The organism is Novosphingobium taihuense, assembly GCF_007830315.1.
Lineage (GTDB): Bacteria > Pseudomonadota > Alphaproteobacteria > Sphingomonadales > Sphingomonadaceae > Novosphingobium > Novosphingobium taihuense.
Genome location: NZ_VLKJ01000005.1, coordinates 25,771 through 49,358, shown reverse-complemented (window position 1 = coordinate 49,358; position 23,588 = coordinate 25,771). Strand labels below are relative to the sequence as shown.

Here is a 23,588-nt window from a genome sequence, read left to right as displayed (position 1 = left end):
AGGCGGGCCGGAATTGCACGGACGGGAGTGGAATGCACGTTATCGCCGAAGGGCTCATTACCGAGGACAACCCACCGCACCTGATCGGCGGGCGCGAGCGGGATACCGGGCGCGTCGTTTTCCCGTGCCCTCCCGGTGAGAGGTTCGAGCAGGTTGCCCTTTCGCGCACCGGCACGCTGTGGTCCTACACCATCCAGCGCTACCGTCCGAAGTCGCCACCCTACAAGGGGCCCGAGGCGTTCCGCCCGTGGGCCGTCGCCTATGTCGAACTGCCGGGCGAAGTGATCGTGGAATCGCGCCTGACTGACATTGCCTTCGAGGACATCCGCATCGGCATGCCGCTTGAGCTTACCATGATCCCGCTCGATCCCGATGCGGCCGACACCGTGCTGATCCCAGCATTTCGTCCTGTTGGAGGCGCCGCATGAGCGGTGATGTCTGCATCGTCGGCGTGGGCATCCACCCGTTCGGGCGCACCGATGGCCTTTCGGGCCTGGAACAAGGCGTGTTCGCCGTGCGCGAAGCGCTGGCCGATGCCGGAATCGACTGGCCGCAAGTCCAGTTTGCCTATGGCAGCTCGGACGCAGCGGGCAATCCCGATACCATGGTCGAGCGCTTGGGCCTGACCGGCGTGCAGTTCATCAACGTGCGCAATGGATGCGCGGCGGGTGGCTCGGCGCTTTTCTCGGCGCAGATGGCGATCAAATCTGGCGAGTTCGACATCGGCCTTGCCGTGGGCTTCGATAAGCATCCGCGCGGCGCGTTCAACGCCCTGCCATCGGAATACAACCTCCCAGAATGGTATGGCGATGCGGGCTACATGATCACCACGCAGTTCTTCGCGGCGAAGATCATGCGCTACATGCACGAACACGGCATCAGCCAGACGAGCCTTGCGCGCGTGGCCAACAAGGCGTTCCGCAATGCCGTGCACGCCCCGCACGCCTGGCGGCGCGAGCCGGTGGACATCGAGACGATCCTCGAAGCGCCGCTGGTTTCGGACCCTTATACCAAGTACATGTTCTGCTCCCCGGCAGAGGGCGGCGTCGCGCTGATCCTCGCCAGCGAGAAGAAGGCGCGCGAATTGGGCAAGCCGCTGGTTCGTCTGAAGGCTGCGACCATGCGCACCCGCCCGCCCAAGTCGTTCGAGGTGTTCGCGCCTTCCATCGACATCGGCGGCGGCAAGGCCACGGCCACGCAGATCGCCAGCGCAGACGCTTTCCGCATGGCCGGGATCGGGCCTGAGGACATCGCGCTCGCCCAGTTGCAGGACACCGAATGCGGCGCCGAAATCATGCACATGGCCGAAAATGGCTTTTGCAAGGATGGCGAGCAGGAAGCCTGGCTAGCCGACGGACGTACCGAAATCCGAGGCCCATTGCCGGTCAACACCGATGGCGGCTGCCTTGCCTGCGGCGAACCGATCGGTGCATCTGGCCTGCGACAGGTCTACGAAAACGTCGTGCAATTGCGCGGGGATGGTGGCGGACGGCAAGTCCTCGGCAATCCCAAGACCGCTTACAGCCATGTCTATGGCGCCCCCGGCGTCTCTGCCGTAACAATCCTTGAGCGCTGACACACATGGATATCGATCTTTCCCCTGAAGAACTGGCCTTCCGCGACGAGGTTCGCGCGTTTCTGGCCGAGAACCTGCCGGCCGAGGTGAAGGACGGCGCTGCCGCCTCGCCCACCGTGTTTGTCGAGCCGGACATCGGCCAGCGCTGGAACGCTGTGCTGAACGCGAAAGGCTGGCTCGCCTATCAATGGCCGAAGGAGGTTGGCGGCACCGGCTGGACGCCGACGCAGCGCTACATCTTCGAAAAGGAATGCGCGCTGGCAGGAGCACCCAACCTCACCGTGCTCGGTCTCAAGCTGGTCGCGCCGGTCATCTACACCTTCGGGACGCCTGCGCAGAAGGCCAAGTACCTGCCCAAGATCCTCTCCGGCGAGGACTACTGGTGCCAAGGCTTCTCCGAGCCCGGCTCGGGATCGGACCTAGCCAGCCTGCAATGCCGTGCCACGCTTTCGGAAGACGGCACGCACTACAAGCTGAACGGCTCCAAGATCTGGACCACGCACGCGCACTGGGCGAACAAGATGTTCGCGCTCGTGCGCACCGATGCCAATGTGAAGAAGCAGGCGGGCATCTCGTTCCTGCTGGTCGACATGAACCAGCCCGGCGTTTCGGTGCGCCCGCTGCTGACGCTGGCGGGGGACCACGAGGTCAACCAGGTGTTCCTCGAAGACGCCATCGTTCCGGTCGAGGACCGCGTAGCCGAGGAAGGCGATGGCTGGAAACTCGCCAAATTCCTGCTCGAGAACGAGCGTGGCGGATCGTGCCATTCGCCCAAGCTGGAATATGATCTCGCCCAGATCGAACAGGCTGCGCGTGACGAGCCAGACGGCGCTGGCGGCAAATTGGCGGACGACAAGGATTGGAAGCGCCGCGTCGCCAAGGTGCGGCTCGGTATCCAGAGCCTTGAGATGATCGAGCTGAAGATCCTCTCGGAAATCGCCAAGGGCCGCGCGCCCGGGCCGCAGACCTCACTGTGCAAGCTGCTCGCATCCAACCTGCGGCAGGATGTCGATCTGCTGGCCGTCGACCTTTACGGGCCCGCAGGGCTTCAGCTCGATTTCGCGCGGCCGCTCTATGGCGACAATGCGCCTGCCCCCATCCACTCCAAGGGCGCGCAAGTCGCCTCGGCACGCTATCTCAACAGCCGTGCCTGGACCATTTTCGGCGGAACCAACGAAGTGCAGGCGGGCATCATCGCCCGCACTGTGCTCGGACTTTAAGGGAAGAAAAGGATGCAGCTGAGCCGTGAGGCGCTATTGCGCGCCTATCGCCAGATGAAGGTGATCCGCGAATTCGAGGAACGCCTTCACGTCGATATCCAGACTGGCGAAATCGCCGGGTTTACCCACCTTTATTGCGGACAGGAAGCCGTGGCGGTGGGCGTGTGTGAACACCTTTCGGTAGACGACAAGATCGTCTCGACTCATCGCGGCCACGGCCACTGCCTTGCCAAGGGCTGTGACGTAAACGGGATGATGAAGGAGATCTGGGGCAGCCGTGAAGGCCTGTGCAAGGGCAAAGGCGGATCGATGCACATCGCCGATGTCGACAAGGGCATGCTCGGCGCCAATGGCATCGTCGGTGCAGGCGCGCCTATCGCGGTGGGCGCAGGCATCGCTGCCAAGATCGACGGCAAGGGCAAGGTCGCCATCACCTTCTCGGGCGACGGTGCCTGCAACCAGGGCACCACGTTCGAAGCGATGAACATGGCCGTGGTGACCAAGGCCGCGACGATCTTCGTGTTCGAGAACAACCACTATTCCGAACACACCGGCTTCGAATATGCGGTGGGCACCAACAAGGACATCGCCAGCCGCGCCGAAGCCTTCGGCATGAAGGTGTGGCGCGGGGACGGGACCGACTTCTTCTCGGTTTACGAAACCATGCGCGAAGTGCTCGATTACGTGCGCGTCCCCGGCAATGGCCCGGCAGCGGTCGAGTTCGACACCGAACGCTTCTTCGGCCACTTCGAGGGCGACCCGCAGCGCTATCGCGGTCCGGGTGAACTGGATCGCATCCGCGAGATGCGCGATTGCCTCAAGAACTTCCGCAAGTCGGTCACCGATGCGGGCCTGCTCGAACACGCCGATCTCGATGCCTTGGACGCCGAAGTACTCGAAGTGATCGAGGAGTCCGTGCGCCAGGCCAAGGCTGCTGACCGGCCCACCGCCGAAGACGTCCTGACCGACGTCTATATCTCGTACTGAGCCGGGGAGCGGACAAATGGCAAAAATGATGTACCGCGACGCCGTCGTCTCGACGATCGCAGAGGAAATGGAGCGCGACGAGAACGTCGTCTGCCTGGGTGAAGATATTGTCGGCGGCATGGGTACGCCCGGTGGCCCCGAAGCCATCGGTGGAATCTGGTCAACCTCGACCGGACTGTTCGGAAAGTTCGGTGCGGACCGCGTGATCGACACGCCGATCTCGGAAAGCGCGATCATGGGCGCGGCGGCAGGGCTCGCACTGTCGGGCAAGCGCCCGATTGCCGAGCTGATGTTTGCAGACTTCATCGGCGTCTCGCTCGACCAGATCTGGAACCAGCTGGCCAAGTTCCGCTACATGTTCGGCGGCAAGACCAAGTGCCCGGCGGTGATCCGCATGGCGTACGGCGCGGGCTACAATGCCGCAGCCCAGCACAGCCAGGCCGTCCACCAGATCCTCACCGGGATGCCCGGCCTCAAGGTGGTGATGCCGACCACGCCCGCCGACGTAAAAGGCCTGTTGCGCACCGCAATCCGCGACGACGATCCGGTGATCTTCCTCGAGCACAAGGCGCTCTATGGCGTCTCGGGCGAAGTGCCTGACGATCCGGACTTCATGATCCCGTTCGGGCACGCCCGCCTTTCGCGCGCCGGGCAGGACGTGACCATCGTCTCGACCGGGCTTCTGCTCGGCTTCTGCGAGGCCGTGGCCGACAAGCTTGCCGCCGAAGGCATCGGCTGTGACGTGATCGACCTGCGCACCACCAGCCCGCTGGACGAGGAAGCGATCCTCGACTCCGTCGAAGTGACCGGGCGTCTGGTCGTGGTCGACGAAGCGCCGCCGCGCTGCAGCCTGGGTGCAGACATTTGCGCGCTGGTGGCTGAAAAGGCCTTCGCCAGCCTGAAGGCCCCGCCGCTGTCGGTGAACCCGCCGCACACTCCCATCCCGTTCGCGCGCGAGCTGGAATCTGCTTACCTCCCCTCGGTCGACAAGATCGAAGCGGCGGTGCGCAAGGTTCTGGGCTACCGCTGAGGAGCCGCGACATGGCCAATATACGCCCGTTCTGCATGCCCAAATGGGGCATCGAGATGACCGAGGGCACGATCGCCGAATGGATGGTCAAGGAAGGGGATGCCTTTTCCAAGGGCCAGGTCCTGTGCCTGATCGAAACCGCCAAGATCACCAACGAAGTCGAAGCCGAATACGATGCGGTGCTGGGGCGCCTGCTGACGCCTGCCAGCGACGAGGCGCACCCGGTGGGCGCGCTGCTGGCGGTCTTTGCCGATCCGGGCACACCCGATGACGAGATCGACGCCTTCATTGCCGGGTTCAAGCCCGCCGAGACATCGGTCGCGGCCAAAGGCGGCGGTTCTTCGCCTGCTCCCACACCGGCACCTGCCGCGCCTGCCCAGGCACGGACTCCGCAGAAGATCGTTACCAACCGTGCGATCAGCCCCGAAGCCCTGAAGCTGGCCGAAGCCGAAGGCGTGGACATCGAACCCATCGAGGGTTCGGGCCGCAACGGGCGCATCACGTATCAGGACGTGGTCCAGGCCCTGCGCCCCGAACGTGCCGTGTCTTTCAAGGGCAGCGCGCGACTGGTGGAGGACACGCCCGAAGCCTTCGCTTCCCCCCTCGCCCGCCGCATCGCCGCACAGCACGGCATTGCGCTGGCGGGTATCAAGGGAACGGGCGCACGCGGACGCATCTCCAAGGCTGACGTGCTGGCGCTGGTCAAGCCGACGACTGCCACAACCCCGGTCTTTGGCGCGCCGTTCGAACTGGTTGCCAACCAGCCCAGCGTCCTGCCTTTCGACAAGGTGCGCAAGGTCGTCGCCCGTCGCCTGACCGAAGCCAAGCAGACCATCCCGCACTTCTACCTGCGGGTTTCCGCCTCGGTCGATGCGTTGATGGACTTGCGCAAGACGGCAAACCTTGTGCTCGGCACGAAAGCCTCAATCAACGACTACATCGTCAAGGCCGTGGCACTGGCGCTGGTCAGTCATCCTGATGTCAACGTGCAGGTCCATGGTGACAGCGTGCATTCCTTCCCGCACGCAGATGTTGCCATTGCCGTGGCCAGCCCCAAGGGCCTTGTCACGCCAATCGTCCGCCAGGCAGACCGGATGCACATCGCCCATATCGCGGCGACCACACGCGCGCTGATCGACAAGGCCCAAGCCGGCAAGCTGGGGTATGAGGACATGGACGGCGGCACCTTCTCGGTCTCCAACCTCGGCATGTTCGGGATCGAGGAGTTCGATGCAATCATCAATCCGCCGCAGGGCGCAATCCTTGCCGTGGGCGGGGTGAACTGCGTGGCAGTGGAAACGGCCAACGGCGACATCGCTTTCGAAAGCCGTATCGGCCTTACGATGTCGGTCGACCATCGCGCCATCGACGGTGCGGCGGGCGCACAGTTCCTGCAGACTTTGAAGGGCCTGCTCGAAGCGCCGGAGGGCCTGTTCGCATGACCCGCAAGATCACCCAGCTCGGCCCGGTCGGCCAGCTCGCCTACCTGCCGCAAGATTTCGATGCGGCGGTGCGCTATTGGACCGAGACGATGGGCGTGGGCCCGTTCTACCTGATGGAGAACGTTGCGCTCGGGGAGTGCAAGTACAAGGGCGTGCCGACCGGCGCGGTCTTCTCCATCGCCATCGCCTATTGGGGTGACGTGCAGATCGAGCTGATCCGGCCCGAGAACAGCGAACCGTCGATCTACACCGGCGAATATGCGGTGACAGACAGCCTCCACCACATCTGCATCTTCGTCGATTCCATCGAGGAAGCCCGCGCGGCCTGTGCAGAGGCGGGCGCGGAGATTCTTGTCGAAGGCACGGTCGGTGCAGACGGCGAAGTGATCTATGTGGACGCAGGCCAAGGCCCCGGCCACGTGATCGAACTGCTGCAGAACATGACCGGTGCCGATGCCATCTTCCAGATGATAAAGGACGCCGGGCAGGACTGGGATGGGTCGGAGCCGCTGCGCAAGCTGGGATGACAAGCGCACTCTTGGCAGGCGTTGCTATATTCTATAACAATGTCGCCGGAGAGTCCTGAAGCCGGCGGTAAAACCATGCTCGAAGTTCTCAGCACCCGCGAACTCGCTCCGGTGGAGCGGCTCGATTACTGGAACGATCTCATCGCATCGACCTACACCGGCATGGTCGTCGATGCCCCGCGTGATCGCTTCGACGCGCGGTTGACAGTGTGGCAGATGGGAACGCTGCGCATGGTCCGCCCCTATTCACGCGCCGCGGTGATTTCCCGCCATGCCGAGAGGCACACCCGACCGACCGATCAGGCGCTTGTCGCGCACCTGCTGACGCGCGGCTCTGCGCGGCTTGAACAGCGCGGCCGCAGCGTCGATCTGGTGGAAGGTGACATGGTGCTCTGCGCGGCAGAGGAATTCTACCGCTTCGACACCAAGGCCACGCACGAAATGATGGTGGTGGAGTTCGACCGGCGCACGCTGGCCGAACGCGTTCCGGGGATCGACGATTTCGTGGCGCGGCGCATTTCGGGGCAACTGCCCTCGACACGCCTTGCCCACCGCTACATGTCTTCGCTGTGGCAGGAAGCTTCGGAAACGCTGCCAGGAGCGCACTGGCAGATGCATGCCGGGATTCTGGGCGACATCATCGCCTCGTGCATCGAGGGAAGCCGCGAGGTGGCGGAGGCCCCCGGCCACGCCCTGCTGTCGCGTGCCGAAGCGGTCATACGCGAGAGGATCGGCGATGCCGGTCTCACGCCCTCGGCCGTGGCGATGGAGATAGGCGTGCCGCTGCGCACGCTGCAAGCCGCTGCCGCGAGTGCCGGCACCACGCCCAGCGCACTGATCATGCGCCGACGGTTGCAACGCGCAGCCAAGCGGCTCCTGTCGGAACCTGGCGCAAGCGTGACCAGCATCGCCCTGGAATCCGGCTTTGCCGATTCCGCGCACTTCGCCCGCCGCTTTCAACAGCATTTCGGTGCAACGCCCAGCCACTATCGCCGCATGAACTGAGGTGCCTTGCGCATCCGTCCGGTTTTCTGCGCGTCCAGACAGGCGCGATTCGCCATAAGCCCTAGACCGCTCCCATAAACATGGGAGGTACTGCATGAAGGCTCGATTCACTTCGGCAAGCGTCGCCGCGCTTGCTGCATCCATCATCGCCATGCCCGCAGTTGCGCAGGAAACTGCACAAGCCGAGGCTTCGGGCGGCATCGAACAGATCGTCGTCACCGCACAGAAGCGCGTCGAGAACGTGCAGGACGTGCCGATTGCCATCTCGGCCTTCGGCGGCACCGCGCTGAAGGAGCGCGCCGTCGCCGACATCTCGGCGTTGAGCGGCATAGCGCCCAACGTCAACCTCGATGGTGGCACGCCGTTCTCAGGCTCGTCGGCTGTGCTTTCAGCCACGATCCGCGGCATCGGTTCGGACGACTTCGCGTTCAACATTGATCCAGGCGTGGGCATCTATCTCGATGGCGTGTTCCTTGCGCGCACCGTCGGCGCGAACCAGGACCTGCCCGATGTCGAGCGCATCGAAGTTCTCAAGGGTCCGCAGGGCACCCTGTTCGGGCGCAACACCATCGGCGGCGCGATCTCGATCGTCACCCACAACCCTGGCAAGACCTTCCGCCTCTCGGGTGATCTCACCACGGGCAGCTTCGACCTGCTGCGCGCACGCGCCACGATCGACTTGCCGCTCACCGACAGCCTTGCCGCCTCGGTCACCGGCGCAGTCACCAGCCGCAGCGGCTTTCAGAAGCGCATCCCATACAACGGAACGGCGGCGGAAATGCGCGCCATCGCCAATTCCGATCCATTCACCTCGTTCAACAATGCCGACTATTCGACTTCCAGCCGGCAGAGTGCAGACAACAACATGAGCCTGCGCGGCAAGCTGCGCTGGGACAATGGTGGCGCCTTCCGTGCCACGCTGTCGGGCGACTACACAAATCAGGATTCCTCGGGCCAGAACAACTCGCTGCTCGGCGTGTCCTTCCCGGCCGGCCCCTTCGCGCCAACCAATCCGCTGCCCGGCACCGGCATCAACCCGGTCAACCCCTCGGGCGGGTTCCTCTTCGCCGGGCTGTACAACTTCTGCATCGGATCGACGCAGGCCGAGATCGCCGCGCGTGGCGCCAGCGCCATCTGCGGCGCACGCGGAACGAGCGTAAACCCTGGCCGCCTGCTCGGCTCGCTGGCAGGCGTGAACACCGATGCCGATCCCAGCAACAACCGCCTGCCGTGGGATGGCCGTTTCATCACCGGCGATCCGGACAAGACCTACGCCACCGGCCCGACGCTCAACAAGCTGCGCGCCTGGGGCATTGCCAGCAATCTGGAATATGACCTTGCCGAAGGCCTGATGGTCCGCTCGATCACCAGCTACCGCAAGACCAACTGGAAGGCCGGCACCGACCTCGACGGCTCTCCGCTGTCGATGCTCGAACTGACCTTCAGCCAGAACCAGCAGCAGTTCAGCCAGGAGGTCCAGCTGCTTGGCAACAACCTGCTCGACGGCAAGCTGAACTTCGTGGCAGGCGCATACTACTTCAAGGAAGACGGCGACCTTCACGATTACGTGACCTTCGACGAGGGCCTGCTTCAGGTCGACGGCCCGAATGAATTCGACACCAAGAACTATGCGTTCTTCGGCCAGGTCGACTTCCGCGTTAACGACTGGATCGGCATCACGCTGGGCGGTCGCTACACCAAGGAAACCAAGCTGTTCGAAGGTGGGCAGCAGGACCTGAACGGCGGCAACTACAAGTTCTTCGGTTGCGCCAATGCATCGGGCACGATCTTCCCGTTCGGCGATTTCCCGCTGGCCCCGCCGCAGGCCGCTGGCGGTCCGCCCTGCTTTGCCGCGCTGTCCTATCCCGATCCCAGCAATCCGGTGCGGGTCTATGTGCCCGGCGTGAACCGCAAGACCTTCTCGAACTTCGCGCCCAAGATCGGTGTGCAGTTGCACCCAAGCGACGACGTGATGGTCTATGGCAGCTATTCTGAAGGCTACAAGACCGGCGGATGGACCACCCGCCTGACCAACCCGCAAGGAAATGTCGCGCCTGATTTCGACGAGGAAATCGCCGAAACCTTCGAAGTGGGCGTGAAGTCCACCTGGCTTGACCGAAAGCTGCAGGTGAACGTCGCGGCCTTCACCACCAACTACAAGAACGTCCAGCTCAACCAGCAGGTCGGCACCTCGCCCACAATCGACAACGCCGGTACCGCGCGGATCAAGGGCGTGGAACTCGAAGCCATCGTCGCACCGGTCAAGGGCCTGACGATCACCGGCTCGGTCGGTTATCTCGATGCCTACTTCACCGCATTGTCGGCGAGCGTGCTGCGCCCCGACGTGGCAGGGCCAATCCCGGGCCTGCGCGAAGGGGCCGTGGTCGGCGGGCAGCTGCCCAAGACGGCGAAGTGGTCCACCAATCTTGCGCCGCGTTATGAGCTTGGCCTTGGCAACGGCGGATCGCTGGTATTCCTTGCCGATTGGACCCACAAGAGTGCTGTGTGGAACGACGTCGCGCGTTATCTGCCGCTGCGGCGCCAGCCGATCGACATCGTCAACGCCAGCCTCACCTACCGCGAACCTGACGGCAAGTGGGACCTGACAGTTGGCGGCACCAACCTGACCGACGAGCGCTACCTCGTCTCGGCAGGGGCGAACGATGCCGCCGGTGTCTACTTCGGCAGCTACAACCGCCCGCGCGAATGGTACGCCCGCGTCGGCTTCAAGTTCTGATCGACCGGAGCCCCGCCACACGGCGGCGGGGCTCCGGCAACCTTGCCTTCGCAATCCACAGGAAGAAGCCCATGACGACTGCCGCGACGGCGGCCATCCTGCGCACGGCAGGAGCGGCACCGCAACTCGAACCCGTCACCATCGAAGCGCCCCGTCCCGACGAAGTGCTGGTTGAAATACGTGGTGTCGGCGTGTGTCACACCGACATGGTGATGCGCGATGGACATCTGCCTGTGCCACTTCCCGTCGTATTGGGCCATGAAGGCTCGGGCGTCGTCATGGCGGTGGGCAGCGATGTGACCGACCTCGATGTGGGCGATCACGTGGTGCTGAGCTTCATGTCATGCAGCCATTGCTCAAGTTGCGACGAACATGCGCCTGCCTATTGCCATTCGTGGGTGCCACTCAACTTCTTCGGTGCAAGAGGCGATGGATCGACTGCGCTGACCGATGCCGAGGGCGGAGCCGTGCACAGCCACGTTTTCGGCCAATCCTCCTTCGCCACGCACGCGGTGGTCAACCGCCGCAATGCGGTCAAGGTCGACAAGGACCTGCCGATAGAACTCCTCGGGCCCTTGGGATGCGGCATCCAGACCGGCGCAGGAGCCGTGCTGAACGCTTGTCGCGTGCGTGCAGGATCGAGCGTGGCGGTGATTGGCGTGGGCGCCGTCGGTCTCTCGGCGATCATGGCGGCGGGAATAGCCGGGGCCACGACCATCGCCGCGATAGACATCAACTTCGCCCGGCTTGACCTTGCCATCGAACTTGGCGCTACCCACGCGCTGCGCAGCGGGGATGACTTCGTGGCGCTCGCTGCGCAGGCCGGATGCCCGGCAGGCTTCGACTACGTGATCGACACGACCGGCATTGCCCAGCTCGTCAACGCAGCGATCCTGGCGTTGGCCCCCCGCGGCGAGATCGCACTTGTCGGAGCCTATGCCCCCGGCACCGAAGTCCGCGCGGATACGACCCATGTCATGAGCGCTGGCCGCGTGATCCGGGGCGTTGTCGAAGGCAGTGCCGATCCGCAGAGCTTCATCCCCGAACTCATCGCACATCATCGCGAAGGCCGCTTCCCATTCGACCGGCTTGTCGAATGGTTCGCGTTCGAGAACATTGAAGAAGCCATCGAGGCTGGCGAATCTGGACGGGTCGTCAAACCCATCATCCGGTTCTGAAAGGCGGCAGGCTGACCGAAGACTGGCCAGTCCTGCCTACCTGACTTACGCGATATCGTTGATCCGCAGCCGTGGCTTCACTTCGGCCGCTGCCTTTTCGGCCTTCTTGCGCCGTTCGAACACGGCCAGCATGTGCTTGCGATCGGCTGCGGTCAGGATCTTCTCGCTTTCGACGAATTGCTCCTGCTCTTCCTCGCGGATGTGATGGAGGTATTCCTCCTTCAGCGCGGCAAAGCGCTCCAACCACTTCTTGCTGCCCATATCGCGCGCGGCAAGGTCGTCGAGCATCTTGTCGATGTCCTTGTGCTCGGCCACGGCGTGACGGGCGAACTCGGTGGTTTCCGGGTTGCGCAACACGGTTGACCACAGCGCCTGTTCCTCGGCAGCGGCGTGGCCCTTCAGTTCGTACACCAGTTCCTCGAACAGCGCCGTCGCCTCTTCACCCTTGCCACCGGTTGCTTCCAGCATGGCGAGCAGCGCACGGTGCCTGTCATGGTCCTCCACGAGCCGCCCGAACACGTCGGGCAGCCCGCGCAGGTCAGTGGCCGGAGTCTGACCGATATGGGCCGGAACTTCCGGTGCAATCGCCTTCGCCTTTGCTACTGCCTTCGCTTTTGCTTCAGCAGGCTTCATCTTTGCAGCAGTTGCCATCTTCGTTTCTCCTCAGGAGAGATCGCGGATATTGGGTTCGCGCACGAAGTGCCTCACCGGTCCGACATCCATCAGCTTTTCATTGGGAACGACGCCCTCGTCGGGCTCCACACCGGCCTTCTCAAGAATGACCTTCGTCCCGTTGCAGTGGGCGATGGTCTTGCAATGGCCATAGGCGTCCATGAACCACTGCACCGCTGCCCCCTGCTTCGCGAGCTTTTCGGCCTCAGCGGGCATCAGCACCGAAGCGACAGCATCGAACAGCATCGAGGGCGAACCTTCCAGCTTGCCATCGGCCTTCAGCGTCCCGCCCTTGACCGGGATGCCGCCGACCTTCTGCGCAACGAGGAACACGCTGCCACCAGCGGCCTCGACATCGGCCTTCATCTTGTCGATCGTCGCCTTGTCCGATCCCTCGGCAAAGAGGATCCCGACCTTGCGGCCCTCGAAGGTGCTCTTCGCCTGCTTCTGGATAGAAAGCGCATCCGATGGCTTCATCTCCACCGGCTTGCGCGCGGCAGGAGCCTTTTCCGGCAAGTCCATGGCAAGGCCATCGGCCACGCGGGCAGCCAGATCCTCGTCAACGTTGCGCAGGCGGGAGAGCACCCGGACGCGAACGTGTTCAAGCGTGACCTTCGACAGTTCAAAGACCAGTGCCGAGGCAATATGCGCCTGCTCGTTTTCGGTCTGCGAGTGGTAGAACAGCGCCGCCTGACTATAGTGATCGGCAAAGAGTTCGGCACGCACGCGCACCTTCTCGGTCGGATCGTTGCGCTCGCCATTCTCGCGGAACGAGGTGAAGCCTGTGTCCGGGCTGGCACGCGGGCCGCTGTCCTCGCCCGCTTCGTTCAGCGAGTTGGGCTCATAGTTGGCACGGCCCGTCGGCACCAGCGTCTGCATCAGGCCATCGCGCTGCATGTTGTGGAACGGGCATTTGGGCGCATTGATCGGAATCTGGTGGAAGTTCGTCGTGCCAAGGCGCGACTTCTGCGTATCGAGATACGAGAACAGACGCCCCTGCAGCAGCGGGTCGTTGGAGAAATCGATGCCGGGGATCACGTTGCTCGGCAAGAACGCCACCTGCTCGGTCTCGGCGAAGAAGTTGTCGACGTTGCGGTTGAGCGTCATGCGCCCGACGATCTCCACCGGCACGTCCTCTTCGGGGATCAGCTTGGTCGCATCGAGCACGTCATAGGGCTGTGCTGCGGCAAACTCCTCGTCGAACACCTGCACACCAAGGTCCCATGCCGGGAAGCTGCCTGCGGCAATGCTTTCGAACAGGTCGCGGCGGTGGAAGTCCTGATCGGCCCCGGCGATCTTCACTGCCTCGTCCCAGATCAGCGATTCCATGCCAAGCACCGGCTTCCAGTGGAACTTGACGAACTTGCCCACACCGTTGGCATTTACGAGGCGGAAGGTGTGCACGCCGAAACCCTCCATCATGCGCAGCGTTCGGGGGATGGCGCGGTCGCTCATCGCCCACATGATCATGTGCATGGTCTCGGGCATCAGGCCGACGAAATCCCAGAACGTGTCGTGCGCACTTCCCGCCTGCGGGTAGCCGCGATCGGCTTCCATCTTCACCGAATGGACAAGGTCGGGAAACTTCATCGCATCCTGAATGAAGAACACCGGGATGTTGTTGCCGACCAGATCCCAATTGCCTTCGTCGGTATAGAACTTGACCGCAAACCCGCGCACGTCACGCGGGGTGTCGACCGATCCGGCCCCGCCCGCGACCGTGGAAAAGCGCGTGAAGACGGGGCAGGTCGTGCCCGCCTTCTGGAACAGGCCTGCGCGGGTCAGCTCAGGGATCGCTTTCGTCACCTCGAACACGCCATGCGCGCCTGATCCGCGCGCGTGAACGATACGCTCAGGGATGCGTTCGTGGTCGAAGTGGAAGATCTTCTCGCGCAGGATGAAGTCTTCAAGCAGCGTCAGGCCGCGCTCACCAGCCTTGAGGCTGTTCTGGTTGTCGGACAGGCGATGGCCGAAATTGTCGGTCAGGAAACCTGCAGGCGCGGTACCGGCATCGGCGTCCTGATGGGTTTCCCCGGCATTGCCAAGGTCCGTGGCATAGCCGGGCTGACCTGCGCCGGGCTGATGATCGCGCAGCGCATTGTCGAGAGCAGGCGAGCGGTTCGCGTCAGCCTTGCCGTTGCGGGGAGTAGCCATGTTTCGATCCTTCGTGAGAGCTTGCAGAAGCAGCCCCTCACGTGGTGCCGTCCGCACACCCAAGAACCGGAAGCGCGCTTGAAGGTTCCACCTTTCGCGCTCAGCAATGAAATGATTGCCGGGGATTGACGCACCCGCCTGCCCCCGAGCAGAGAGAGCCGATGACAGCCCCTGAACAAATGCATGACCTGCAGGACCACTTCGCCCACTGCATTCAGGTGCTGGGCGGCGTCACCACTTCATCGCGCCGCCTCGGCATAGACGAACGCTCACTGCGGCGATTCATCAACGGCGAAAAGCCGATCAGCGAGCGTCTCATGGCCGACACCGCAGCCGCCCTGCGCGCGCTCATTGCCGAAGCCAGCGCGGCAGAGGCGGCCATATCTGCAGGATCTGGCCGCTGACACTACCAGCGGCGGCGAAGTTGTGATCCCGTCAGTCTCTCTCTCATGGCCTGGGCACGCTCTTCCGGAGTGATGCGGGGGCTCCGATCACCAAGGTAGGTGGCGACATCCGAAAGCTTCATTCGGATGGCCTGCGGCTCGGGCTGATCGCTGCATCGATACCAGCGGCCGATCATCATGCCATAGCTATGGCCACAAGTGTCCAGCCAGTTGGCAAAGCCCGGATCCCGATGCGACAGGACCGCGCGAAAACGACCGTCGCCGTCGACTTTCGCGGTGTGACCGTTGAGGCTGGTTTGCCGGTAAAGCACTTCCAACTGGTTCCACAGTCCGTCGATCACCTGAATATTCCAGTATGAACGCTGTTCCGGAAGGTCCGTTTCAATCACCAATGCCTCGTCCGGACCGATGTCGAACACCGTCTCGAAATAGGCCTGGGGCCAGTCCTGTCCGTTGCCAAGATCCTGGAACGTGGTCAGCCCGAATTTGTTGACGAGCCCCTTGTCATGCGGCGCCCTGACAGCGCCAAGGCCGATTTCCGACAGGCGGCGCGCATAACTGCCAAAAAGCTTGCGCAGTTGCCGGTCCACTTCTGCGGGCGTAATGACCGACTTTGGTGGTTGCGGATCAAGCCGTTCGATGGCCAGCCGCATATCCGTTTCGCGGCCCCAGGCGTAACTGAACTGGCGCACCATGATGAAATCCGATTCAGGATCGAGATGGAGCCAATCGCCCGACCACCCTGCAGGGCGTTCAGCGCTGAAGATCACCTCGAACGCGCCGTCCTCGCCAATGGTCAGATCATCAAGGTCATAATTGCCAAAGCCTTTGCCGAAACCTTCGGTCATCCCGATAATCCGGTTTCCGACGGCAAAGCCTGCCACCGGTGCGGTGCCACGCTGCCCAGTGACACGGTAGGTCCCCGCACCATCCACCGCCGTGTAAAAATAGACCGCATCCGGGTTGGGCTGGAGCAGAAAGGCCGAGTTTTCGAAGGGCACCCATTCCGGATAACGAGGATCGGTCTGGAAAATCAGGAAGTAGCCCTGCGACAAGTTCATCGCCAGTTGGCGATAGAAGTTGGCCCGCAGGTTTTCGTCAACAGGCGCGGTCCCGCTGCCGAAAATGTCGGCGGCCGGCTTCAGAAGATCGACGTATTCGCTCCAGTCTTGCATGACGTGTTCCTTCGCGGAGTTCCTGATCAGTTCTGTCCGGTTGCAGCGCGCATGATTTCAGCCGCAGTCGGGTTGCGGCGAAGGGTAAGCCCGCCGGTGACATGGAAGGTCTGCCCGGTCATGAAACATTCGTCCCCAGCCATGAACAGGGCGGCGTTGGCTACATCGTCCACGGTGGTGATCCGCCCAAGTGGATATTCGCGCGCGAACGCATCGATCATGGCCGGCGTAAACGAACCGCCCAGCATTGGCGTTTCGGTCAGCCCCGGAGACAGGATATTTGCGCGAATGCCGAACTGGCCGAACTCGTTTGCTACTGCACGCGTCATGTGATTGAGGCCAGCCTTGGCCCCCATATAGGCTACGTGGTTTTCAAACATGATGTCCGCCACGGCGGAAGAAACATTGACGATGGCGCCACCTCCCGATGCTTTCATTGCACCGATCGCGGCTTGCATGAACCAGATGCCACCTTTGAAGATGATGGCCAGCATCTCGTCGATCTCGGCCTCTGTCATTTCCTCGAACGGCCCGTACTGTGCGGTTGCGGCAGCATTCACTGCAATATCAACTTGCCCGAACCGCTCCTGAACATTCTGGAAAAGAGCGGACACTGCCTCGCGGTTCGAAACGTCTGCCGGAATCGCCATCGCCCCGGTTGCGCTGGCGAATGCGTCGAGCCCCGCAGCGCTCCGCCCGGACACGACAACATTTGCCCCCTCGTCGAGAAACCGCCGCGCAATGGCCTGTCCCATGTTCCCTTCACGGGTTGCCCCCATGACGATTGCGACTTTGCCAGCAAGACTCTTCATCGGATCATGACCTCACCCATATTTGCAGCGATGCTTCCATGTCATGAAACACGCCGCAGTCCCCGTTCGGGGGGGCCTGTATCGGGGATGCGATCACACGACCTTGCGCTTCCCTCGCCTTGTCAGTCGCGGCAATGTCCAGACATCAAGCGGGCGCTTGCGCGGAATCGCCAACAGGAGGCAACATGACGGAATATCGCGGAAAATGGCTGTACGAGCCTGAACAGATCCTCTTCGAGGTCGAGGACGCAGTTGCCACGATCACATTCAACCGTCCGGACAAGCGCAATGCGCTCAACGGCAAGATGCTGAAGGAAATGCATGACGCATTGCTGGAAGCCGATGACCGGATGGACGTCAATGCCATCGTCCTTTGCGGTGCAGGCAAGGATTTTTGCGCCGGATACGACCTTGAGCAGGCCTATGAAGGACGGGGCGAGAAGACGAAGCTCGGCAATTACCAATATCGCGAGGCTGGAAAGCGCTTTGACGATGACTGCTTCTCGATGGAGCGGACTCAACAATACACGCTGATCATTCCGGCCATCCACAAGCCGGTGATCGCAAAGGTCCACGGCAATTGCCTTGCCGGTGGCACAGACATCGCGCTGTCGTGCGATCTTGTAATCATGGCTGACGATGCGCGCATCGGCTTCCCTGCCACCCGTGCCAACGGATCGCCGCCTGCGCACATGTGGATTTATCACTGCGGCCCTCAATGGGCGAAGCGGATGCTGTTCACTGGCGACAAGATGACTGGTGCCGACGCGGTCAAAATCGGTTTGGCATTGGAATCGTGGCCTGCAGCGGAACTGGATGCTGCGGTGGATGCGCTTGCGCGCCGCGTGGCAGCAGTCGATCAGGAACTGTTGTCTGCCCACAAGCGCATCGTGAACCTGGCGCTGGAGCAGATGGGGGCCGGAACGATCCAGCGTCTTGCCGCAGAGGCTGACGCTCGCGCCCACCTGGCCGCCGGTCCGCGCCGCACGCAGTTCAAGTCCGACATGAAGGAGCATGGCCTCAAGGTCGCGCTGACCAATCGCGACGCTCCCTTTGGGGATGGCTATGTCCGCGTGAAGGGGAGTTGAGCCAAACTACCCGCCTTTTCTGTCTGGACCGACGGCTGCTGCCACCGGTCCAGACAGAAGAAGCACGGCACGTCAGCCCAGCGTTGCCAGTTTCGTGTTAAGATAGGCCTGAAGCCCTTCCGTTCCGCCTTCAGAACCAAATCCACTCTCTTTGATGCCGCCGAATGGGGTCTCAGGCGTAGACACGGTGAGGTTGTTGATCCCGATCATGCCAGTCTGCACACCATGCATGATCCGGTGTGCGCTTGCGAGCCCCATGGTGAAGGCATAACCGGCTAACCCGGCTTCTACCGCGTTGGCACGAGCAATTGCATCTTCCAGCGAGGAAAACGTCTGGATCGGCACGATCGGGCCAAAGCACTCTTCCGAGAACAGCAGCGCATCCTGATCCAGCCCGGTCACGACCGTGGGCGCAAAGAAATTGCCTGCGTTGCCCCGCCGCGCACCACCTGCCAGCACTTTGCCTCCATGCGCCTCGGCATCTGCCACGAAGCGTTCCATCGCCTCCACCCTTCGGGCATTGGCAAGCGGACCCATCTGTGATTCAGCATCGACGCCGGCGCCAAGTTGCAACGCATCCGCTCGCGCGGCGACATCTGCGGCAAAACGCTCTGCCAGACTTTCATGCACGAAGAAGCGCCCCGGACTGACGCAAACCTGGCCCGCGTTTCGAAACTTGCCCGCTGCAAGCGTGGTCACAGCCAAATCATAATCGGCATCGGCGCAGACAATCACCGGGGCGTTCCCGCCTAGTTCCATGGTCGATCGCTTCACCCCATCGGCCGCGAGCCGCATCAGGTGCTTGCCCACCGCGGTTGAGCCGGTGAACGAAATCTTGCGGATGGTGGGCGCGCCAATGAGGTGCGCCGAAATCGCTGCAGGATCGCCGAACACCAATTGCGCGCAGCCTTTGGGCAGGCCTGCATCGTGCAGCGCCCGCATCAGTTCGACAGCGGTTCCGGGGGTCTCTTCCGCAGCCTTGAGAATGACCGTACACCCTGCCGCCAGCGCACCGCCAACCTTGCGCGCAGGGGTGAGCGAGGGGAAATTCCACGGGGTAAAGGCTGCGCAGGGGCCCACCGGCTCGTGCAGCACGATGTGTTCGACCCCCGGAACGCGCGCGGTAATCACCCGGCCATAGATTCGCCGTCCTTCCTCGGCATACCACTCCAGCAGTTCGGCTGAATGCGTCAGCTCGCCGCGCGCTTCTGCAAGAGGCTTGCCCTGCTCCAGTGTCAGAATGCGGGCATGCTCGCTCATCCGTTCGCGCAACAGGGCGGCAGCGCGGCGCAGAATGTTGCTGCGCTCCAGCGGACTGGTCGCGGCCCAGATGGGAAACGCGCGCTGGGCCGAGGCAAGAGCCTCGTCCAGCTCTGCTGCGGTCGCATGTGGGAGTTCGGCCAGCGTTTCTCCCGTTGCCGGGTTAAGTACAGGCTCCCGTGCCCGCCCCGGTCCGGCTGGAATGAAGCGACCGTCAATGCAGAGGGCAAGTTCACAGTACATCGCAGTTTCCTTGTTCACACCCCGGCACGGATCATGTCTGCGGCCTTTTCGCCGATGACGATGGCGGCAGCGTTGGTATTGCCCGAAACGACGGCGGGCATGATCGATGCATCTGCGACGCGCAGGCCATCAAGGCCGATTACGCGCAGAGAACCGTCAACCACCTTGCCCATCGCCGCAGTGCAACTGGGATGATAGATCGACCCGGCAGACGCCCGCGCATACGCCAGCAGACTAGCGTCGTCGTTGTGGTCAGCGCCGGGCAGAAATTCGCTTTCGACATGGCGCGAGAGTGCCGGCTGCGCTGCGATTCCGCGGATCATCCGCAGGCCCGCCACCACATCGCGCCGGTCTTTTTCCGTGCCGAGAAAGTTCACGAAGATTTCCGGGGCGACCGCAGGATCAGGCGACAGTGCGCGGACATGCCCCCTGCTTTCAGGGCGCAGCGGGCAGGCAGACATTGTGAATGCAGAAAACGGGTGCAGCTTGTCACCCATCTTGTTCGTACTGAACGTGATGAACAGCAGTTGCATGTCCGGCCGCGTATCGACCGCCTCGGCAGAGCGCAGGAACGCTCCGGCATAGCCTGCCGAGACAGTCAGCGGTCCCTTGCGCTGCAGGCCGTAGCGCAGGCCCACTCCAACAGTTCGCAGGAGAGAGGCCATGTCATCGTTGAAGGTGAGCCTTCCTTTTGCCTTGTAGACCGTGCGGACCTGAATGTGGTCCTGCAGATTTGCACCGACGTGCGGATTGTGGTGCACTACCGGCAACCCCAGCGACAGAATATGCACGCCATCGCCTACACCGGAAAGTTGCAGGATATGCGGGCTGCCAAAAGCGCCGGCGGACAGGATCACCTCGCGTGATGCCCTTGCGCTGCGCAGAGCGCCATTCTGGCTCCATTCGACCCCGACTGCCCGCTTGCCTTCAAAGAGCACGCGGTGCACCAGCGCTTTGGTGATGATCGTCAGGTTGCGACGACTGCGCGCCGGATTGAGATAGGCGACCGCAGTGCTGATCCTTCGGCCATTGCGCGAAGTCGTCTGATAGTAGCCTGCGCCTTCCTGCGTCGCCCCGTTGAAATCTGGATTTTCCGGATAGCCTGCCTCCTGCGCTGCAGCGATGAATGCATCGCACAGCACGTGTGGCTCTGTTGCATCCGAAACCGCCTGCGGCCCGCCCACCCCATGCCATGGATTGGCCCCGCGCTGCTGGTCTTCAGACCGGATGAAATAGGGTAGCAGATCGTCATACCCCCATCCATGGTTGCCAAGCCGCGCCCATGAATCGAAGTCCTCGCGCTGGCCGCGAATATAGATCAGTCCGTTGATCGAGGACGAACCGCCCAGCACCTTCCCCCGCGGCTGCCCAATGCGGCGGTTGTCGAGGTTAGGCTCTGGTATCGTCTGGTACAGCCAGTTCAGCCGCTTGTGTTTGAACAACTTGCCATAGCCGAGAGGAACATGAATCCACGGATTGGTATCGCGCGGGCCCGCTTCGAGCAGCAGAACGCGAACGGCTGGGTCTTCTGTCAGCCGAGCCGCGATGACACAGCCAGCGCTGCCTCCGCCAACAATGATGAAATCGTAAAGCTGGCTCATCGGACCATCCCCGCCACTTGTGCGGCAATGGCCATGCTGGCGGTAAGGCCCGGAGATTCGATGCCGAACAGATTGACCAGACCTTCCTGTCCGTGGACTGCTGGTCCCTGGATCATGAAGTCGGCTGCGGCTTCGCCCGGACCGGATAGCTTTGGCCTTATCCCGGCATAGCCGGGTTGCAACCGCTCCGGATTGAGCGCGGGCCAGATACGCTGCGCAGCAGCCGCAAACTTGGCGTGGCGTGCAGGATCAACGGTATAGTCCAATCCATAGATCCATTCGACATCCGGTCCGAACCGTGCCTGCCCGGCAAGGTCCAGCGTCAGGTGCGTGCCCAGTCCGCCCGGTTCGGGCACCGGGTAGATCAGGTGCGAAAATGGCACTCTTCCCGAATGCGTGAAGTAGACTCCACGAGCGAAATGGAGTGGCGGCACGAAGGCCGGGTCCAACCCCTGCGTGACAGCGGCGACCGCCTGCGCCCCCAGCCCGCCGGAATTGACAAGGATTGGCGCACTGACAACAGGTTCAGCCTCACCCTGAATGTGCACCTGCCAAAGGCCGCCATTGCGGGAAATCCGGTCGACTTGCGTGTTGGTGACCAGCATCGCGCCATTCGCTTCGGCCTCACCCAAGAGGGCCTGCATCAGACTGTGGCTGTCGACAATGCCGGTCGATGGGGAAAGCAGGGCAGCCGCACAATCAAGTTCGGGCTCCAGCGCGCGAGCGGCAGCACGATCCAGCCAGACAAGATCATGAACACCCGCAGCCTTAGCGGCGGCCTGGATCTTTTCAAGTTCACCAAACTGGTCTGAGGTGTGGGCAAATATCAGTTTTCCAAGCCGACTGTGCGGCACGCCACGCTGCGCGCAGAAAGCATAGAGCATGGCCTTGCCTTCAACGCAGAGTCGTGCCTTGAGCGAACCTTGCGGATAATAGATGCCCGCATGGATCACCTCGCTGTTGCGGCTGCTGGTCCATGATCCTAAGTCGGCTTCACCTTCGAGGATCAACGGTGCGTGTCCCGCAAGCGCAAGCGCCCGCCCGATGGCAAGGCCGACCACTCCGGCCCCGATCACGACCGAGCCAACCTGGTCGGTCATTCCTGTAGGGCCCTGTGATTCATCGTCATCGTCAGCGTTCCGCACAGATGGCGGGCACCATCACGCATCACGTAGACGTCCGCAGCCGTTGTGCTGATGGTTCGCCCCCTGGCGATCACCCGACCTTCAGCAATCAGCCGATCGCCGCGCGCTGCGCCGACGAAGTGAATTGTCTGCTGCAAGGTCAAGCTGTCCTTGTCTGGCGCGGTGGTTGCCCCGCTCATTGCCGCAGCACATTCGGCGATGGCAGTTGTTACCGTGCCCTGAAACCAGCCCGGCGCATGACCAAGTTCAGGCCGGTGATCGAGCCCGAGCGTGACACTGCCCACTTCGAATCCAACGAGGTCGAACCGGAACAGGTCACGAATATGCGGACGCGCCATCAGTTTTTGCAGCAGATCATCCAGCAGCGGATCGCCTACCGTTACCGTCACCGCAAAACCCCCTCAGGCGCCGCGATATACCGGCTTGCGCTTTTCCTTGAACGCGGTCGTGCCCTCCTTGAAATCCTCGGTCCAGGTCATCAGTGCCTGAACTGCAGCTTCATATTCGAGCGCCTCGTCATAGGACTGCGTGGGCGCACTATCGAACTGGCGCTTGATGTGTGCGAGCGCAATCGTCGGCGCGGTGGCAAAGCTCTCTGCCATTTCGCGAGCACGGGCCTGTACCTGATCCTGGGGGAGAGCTTCCAGGGCAAAGCCAAGGCGCGCTGCTTCTTCACCGCTGACAAACCGCCCGCTGTAGGCGATCTCCTTTGCCCGCATCACGCCAACATGGCGCTCGAGAAGCCAGCCTGCGCCACCATCCATGGCCAGCCCGATGTGGCGGAACGCAAACTGGAACCTCGCATTTTCGGCGCAAATGATGAAATCGCTGGCGAGCGCCAAGGCGAATGCCACACCGATGCACACGCCTTCGACTGCAGCAATGACCGGCTTGTTCGTATGGACGACGCTGCGTGTCATGCGATGCAAGGTACGATACTTGATCACATTGCCGCGCACGCCGCCCGTGCCCATTTCGCCCACATCAGCACCAGCTGCAAAATCGCCACCTGCTCCGGTGAGGATAATGGCGCGCACGTCGTCATCATCTTGCAACGCCTGAAACACGGCCTGAAACTCGCTCCGCATCGCCATTGTGATGGCGTTCTTGCGTTCAGGACGATTGATGGTGACGATGGCGACCCCACCGTCCCGGATAACGTCGATCGACATGGCGGCATAACTCCCGTGAACTTAGCAAAATGGGTCTGGCTGGACCACGATCATACTGCTGCCTAGCAGGGCGACCGCAGCCGACCATCCCTGAAGGACAGCATATCGCCGGTGCGATAATGGACTGGTTGGAGTTGGCGGGGCAAGGCGTCATCCCCAC

General features: G+C 62.5%; 21 protein-coding genes. 12 read left to right on the top strand and 9 right to left on the bottom strand.

The window, feature by feature from the left end; translation table 11 throughout:
* Positions 1-32: 32 nt before the first annotated feature.
* From IQ25_RS11520 to IQ25_RS11475, 10 genes are all read left to right on the top strand, one after another.
* Positions 33-428, top strand: coding sequence for a Zn-ribbon domain-containing OB-fold protein (locus tag IQ25_RS11520; protein WP_144905927.1), 396 nt, complete (start codon positions 33-35; stop codon positions 426-428).
* Positions 425-1,576, top strand: coding sequence for a thiolase family protein (locus tag IQ25_RS11515; protein WP_144905925.1), 1,152 nt, complete (start codon positions 425-427; stop codon positions 1,574-1,576). Before IQ25_RS11520 ends, IQ25_RS11515 begins: the two co-directional genes overlap by 4 nt.
* A 5-nt stretch (positions 1,577-1,581) precedes the next feature.
* Positions 1,582-2,796: an acyl-CoA dehydrogenase family protein gene (locus IQ25_RS11510; protein ID WP_144905923.1), complete on the top strand. Its 1,215-nt coding sequence runs from the start codon at positions 1,582-1,584 to the stop codon at positions 2,794-2,796.
* 12 nt (positions 2,797-2,808) lie between these two features.
* Positions 2,809-3,783, top strand: coding sequence for a thiamine pyrophosphate-dependent dehydrogenase E1 component subunit alpha (locus tag IQ25_RS11505; RefSeq protein WP_144905921.1), 975 nt, complete (start codon positions 2,809-2,811; stop codon positions 3,781-3,783).
* Between the two features lie 16 nt (positions 3,784-3,799).
* Positions 3,800-4,813, top strand: a complete 1,014-nt coding sequence (locus tag IQ25_RS11500; protein ID WP_144905919.1) for an alpha-ketoacid dehydrogenase subunit beta — start codon at positions 3,800-3,802, stop codon at positions 4,811-4,813.
* Between the two features lie 11 nt (positions 4,814-4,824).
* Positions 4,825-6,255 (top strand): dihydrolipoamide acetyltransferase family protein, encoded by a 1,431-nt coding sequence (locus IQ25_RS11495; protein ID WP_144905917.1) that lies wholly within the window; start codon positions 4,825-4,827, stop codon positions 6,253-6,255.
* Positions 6,252-6,782 carry a VOC family protein gene (locus IQ25_RS11490; RefSeq protein ID WP_144905915.1) on the top strand — a complete coding sequence of 177 codons (531 nt, stop codon included), beginning with the start codon at positions 6,252-6,254 and terminating at the stop codon, positions 6,780-6,782. The genes IQ25_RS11495 and IQ25_RS11490 overlap by 4 nt, the downstream gene beginning before the upstream one ends.
* Positions 6,783-6,857: 75 nt before the next feature.
* Positions 6,858-7,787, top strand: a complete 930-nt coding sequence (locus tag IQ25_RS11485; RefSeq protein ID WP_158637739.1) for an AraC-like ligand-binding domain-containing protein — start codon at positions 6,858-6,860, stop codon at positions 7,785-7,787.
* Between the two features lie 94 nt (positions 7,788-7,881).
* Positions 7,882-10,524, top strand: coding sequence for a TonB-dependent receptor (locus tag IQ25_RS11480; RefSeq protein ID WP_144905911.1), 2,643 nt, complete (start codon positions 7,882-7,884; stop codon positions 10,522-10,524).
* A 71-nt stretch (positions 10,525-10,595) separates the two neighbouring features.
* Entirely contained in the window at positions 10,596-11,702 is a 1,107-nt protein-coding gene (locus tag IQ25_RS11475) for an NAD(P)-dependent alcohol dehydrogenase (protein WP_144905909.1), read from the top strand.
* A 45-nt stretch (positions 11,703-11,747) separates the two neighbouring features.
* Here the strand turns inward: IQ25_RS11475 and IQ25_RS11470 are convergent, their stop codons facing one another.
* Positions 11,748-12,353, bottom strand: coding sequence for a hemerythrin domain-containing protein (locus IQ25_RS11470; RefSeq protein ID WP_144905908.1), 606 nt, complete (start codon positions 12,351-12,353; stop codon positions 11,748-11,750).
* A 12-nt stretch (positions 12,354-12,365) separates the two neighbouring features.
* The gene (locus tag IQ25_RS11465) at positions 12,366-14,528 is read right to left on the bottom strand and encodes a catalase (RefSeq protein WP_181447234.1); all 2,163 of its coding nucleotides are present in this window, start codon (positions 14,526-14,528) and stop codon (positions 12,366-12,368) included.
* A gap of 161 nt (positions 14,529-14,689) precedes the next feature.
* On the opposite strand from IQ25_RS11465, the gene IQ25_RS11460 reads away from it, so the two are divergent.
* A complete protein-coding gene (locus IQ25_RS11460; protein WP_144905906.1) occupies positions 14,690-14,932 on the top strand; it encodes a hypothetical protein in 243 nt (80 codons plus the stop codon).
* 2 nt (positions 14,933-14,934) lie between these two features.
* On the opposite strand, the gene IQ25_RS11455 is transcribed toward IQ25_RS11460, so the two are convergent.
* Together IQ25_RS11455 and IQ25_RS11450 are read right to left on the bottom strand one after the other, a co-directional pair.
* Positions 14,935-16,107 carry a DUF1214 domain-containing protein gene (locus IQ25_RS11455; protein ID WP_144905904.1) on the bottom strand — a complete coding sequence of 391 codons (1,173 nt, stop codon included), beginning with the start codon at positions 16,105-16,107 and terminating at the stop codon, positions 14,935-14,937.
* Between the two features lie 26 nt (positions 16,108-16,133).
* A complete protein-coding gene (locus IQ25_RS11450) occupies positions 16,134-16,919 on the bottom strand; it encodes an SDR family NAD(P)-dependent oxidoreductase (RefSeq protein ID WP_144905902.1) in 786 nt (261 codons plus the stop codon).
* A 185-nt stretch (positions 16,920-17,104) separates the two neighbouring features.
* On the opposite strand from IQ25_RS11450, the gene IQ25_RS11445 reads away from it, so the two are divergent.
* Positions 17,105-18,007 (top strand): crotonase/enoyl-CoA hydratase family protein, encoded by a 903-nt coding sequence (locus tag IQ25_RS11445; RefSeq protein WP_144905900.1) that lies wholly within the window; start codon positions 17,105-17,107, stop codon positions 18,005-18,007.
* Between the two features lie 72 nt (positions 18,008-18,079).
* Here IQ25_RS11445 and IQ25_RS11440 read toward each other — a convergent pair whose 3' ends face one another.
* From IQ25_RS11440 to IQ25_RS11420, 5 genes are read right to left on the bottom strand one after another with little or no spacing between them, the layout of a single operon-like run.
* Positions 18,080-19,510, bottom strand: coding sequence for an NAD-dependent succinate-semialdehyde dehydrogenase (locus IQ25_RS11440; RefSeq protein WP_144905897.1), 1,431 nt, complete (start codon positions 19,508-19,510; stop codon positions 18,080-18,082).
* Positions 19,511-19,524: 14 nt separating this feature from the next.
* The gene (locus IQ25_RS11435) at positions 19,525-21,111 is read right to left on the bottom strand and encodes a GMC family oxidoreductase (RefSeq protein WP_144905895.1); all 1,587 of its coding nucleotides are present in this window, start codon (positions 21,109-21,111) and stop codon (positions 19,525-19,527) included.
* Entirely contained in the window at positions 21,108-22,211 is a 1,104-nt protein-coding gene (locus IQ25_RS11430; RefSeq protein WP_144905893.1) for an NAD(P)/FAD-dependent oxidoreductase, read from the bottom strand. Before IQ25_RS11430 ends, IQ25_RS11435 begins: the two co-directional genes overlap by 4 nt.
* Entirely contained in the window at positions 22,208-22,645 is a 438-nt protein-coding gene (locus tag IQ25_RS11425; RefSeq protein WP_144905891.1) for a PaaI family thioesterase, read from the bottom strand. The genes IQ25_RS11430 and IQ25_RS11425 overlap by 4 nt, the downstream gene beginning before the upstream one ends.
* 12 nt (positions 22,646-22,657) lie before the next feature.
* Positions 22,658-23,428, bottom strand: coding sequence for an enoyl-CoA hydratase/isomerase family protein (locus IQ25_RS11420; RefSeq protein WP_144905889.1), 771 nt, complete (start codon positions 23,426-23,428; stop codon positions 22,658-22,660).
* Positions 23,429-23,588: the final 160 nt, after the last annotated feature.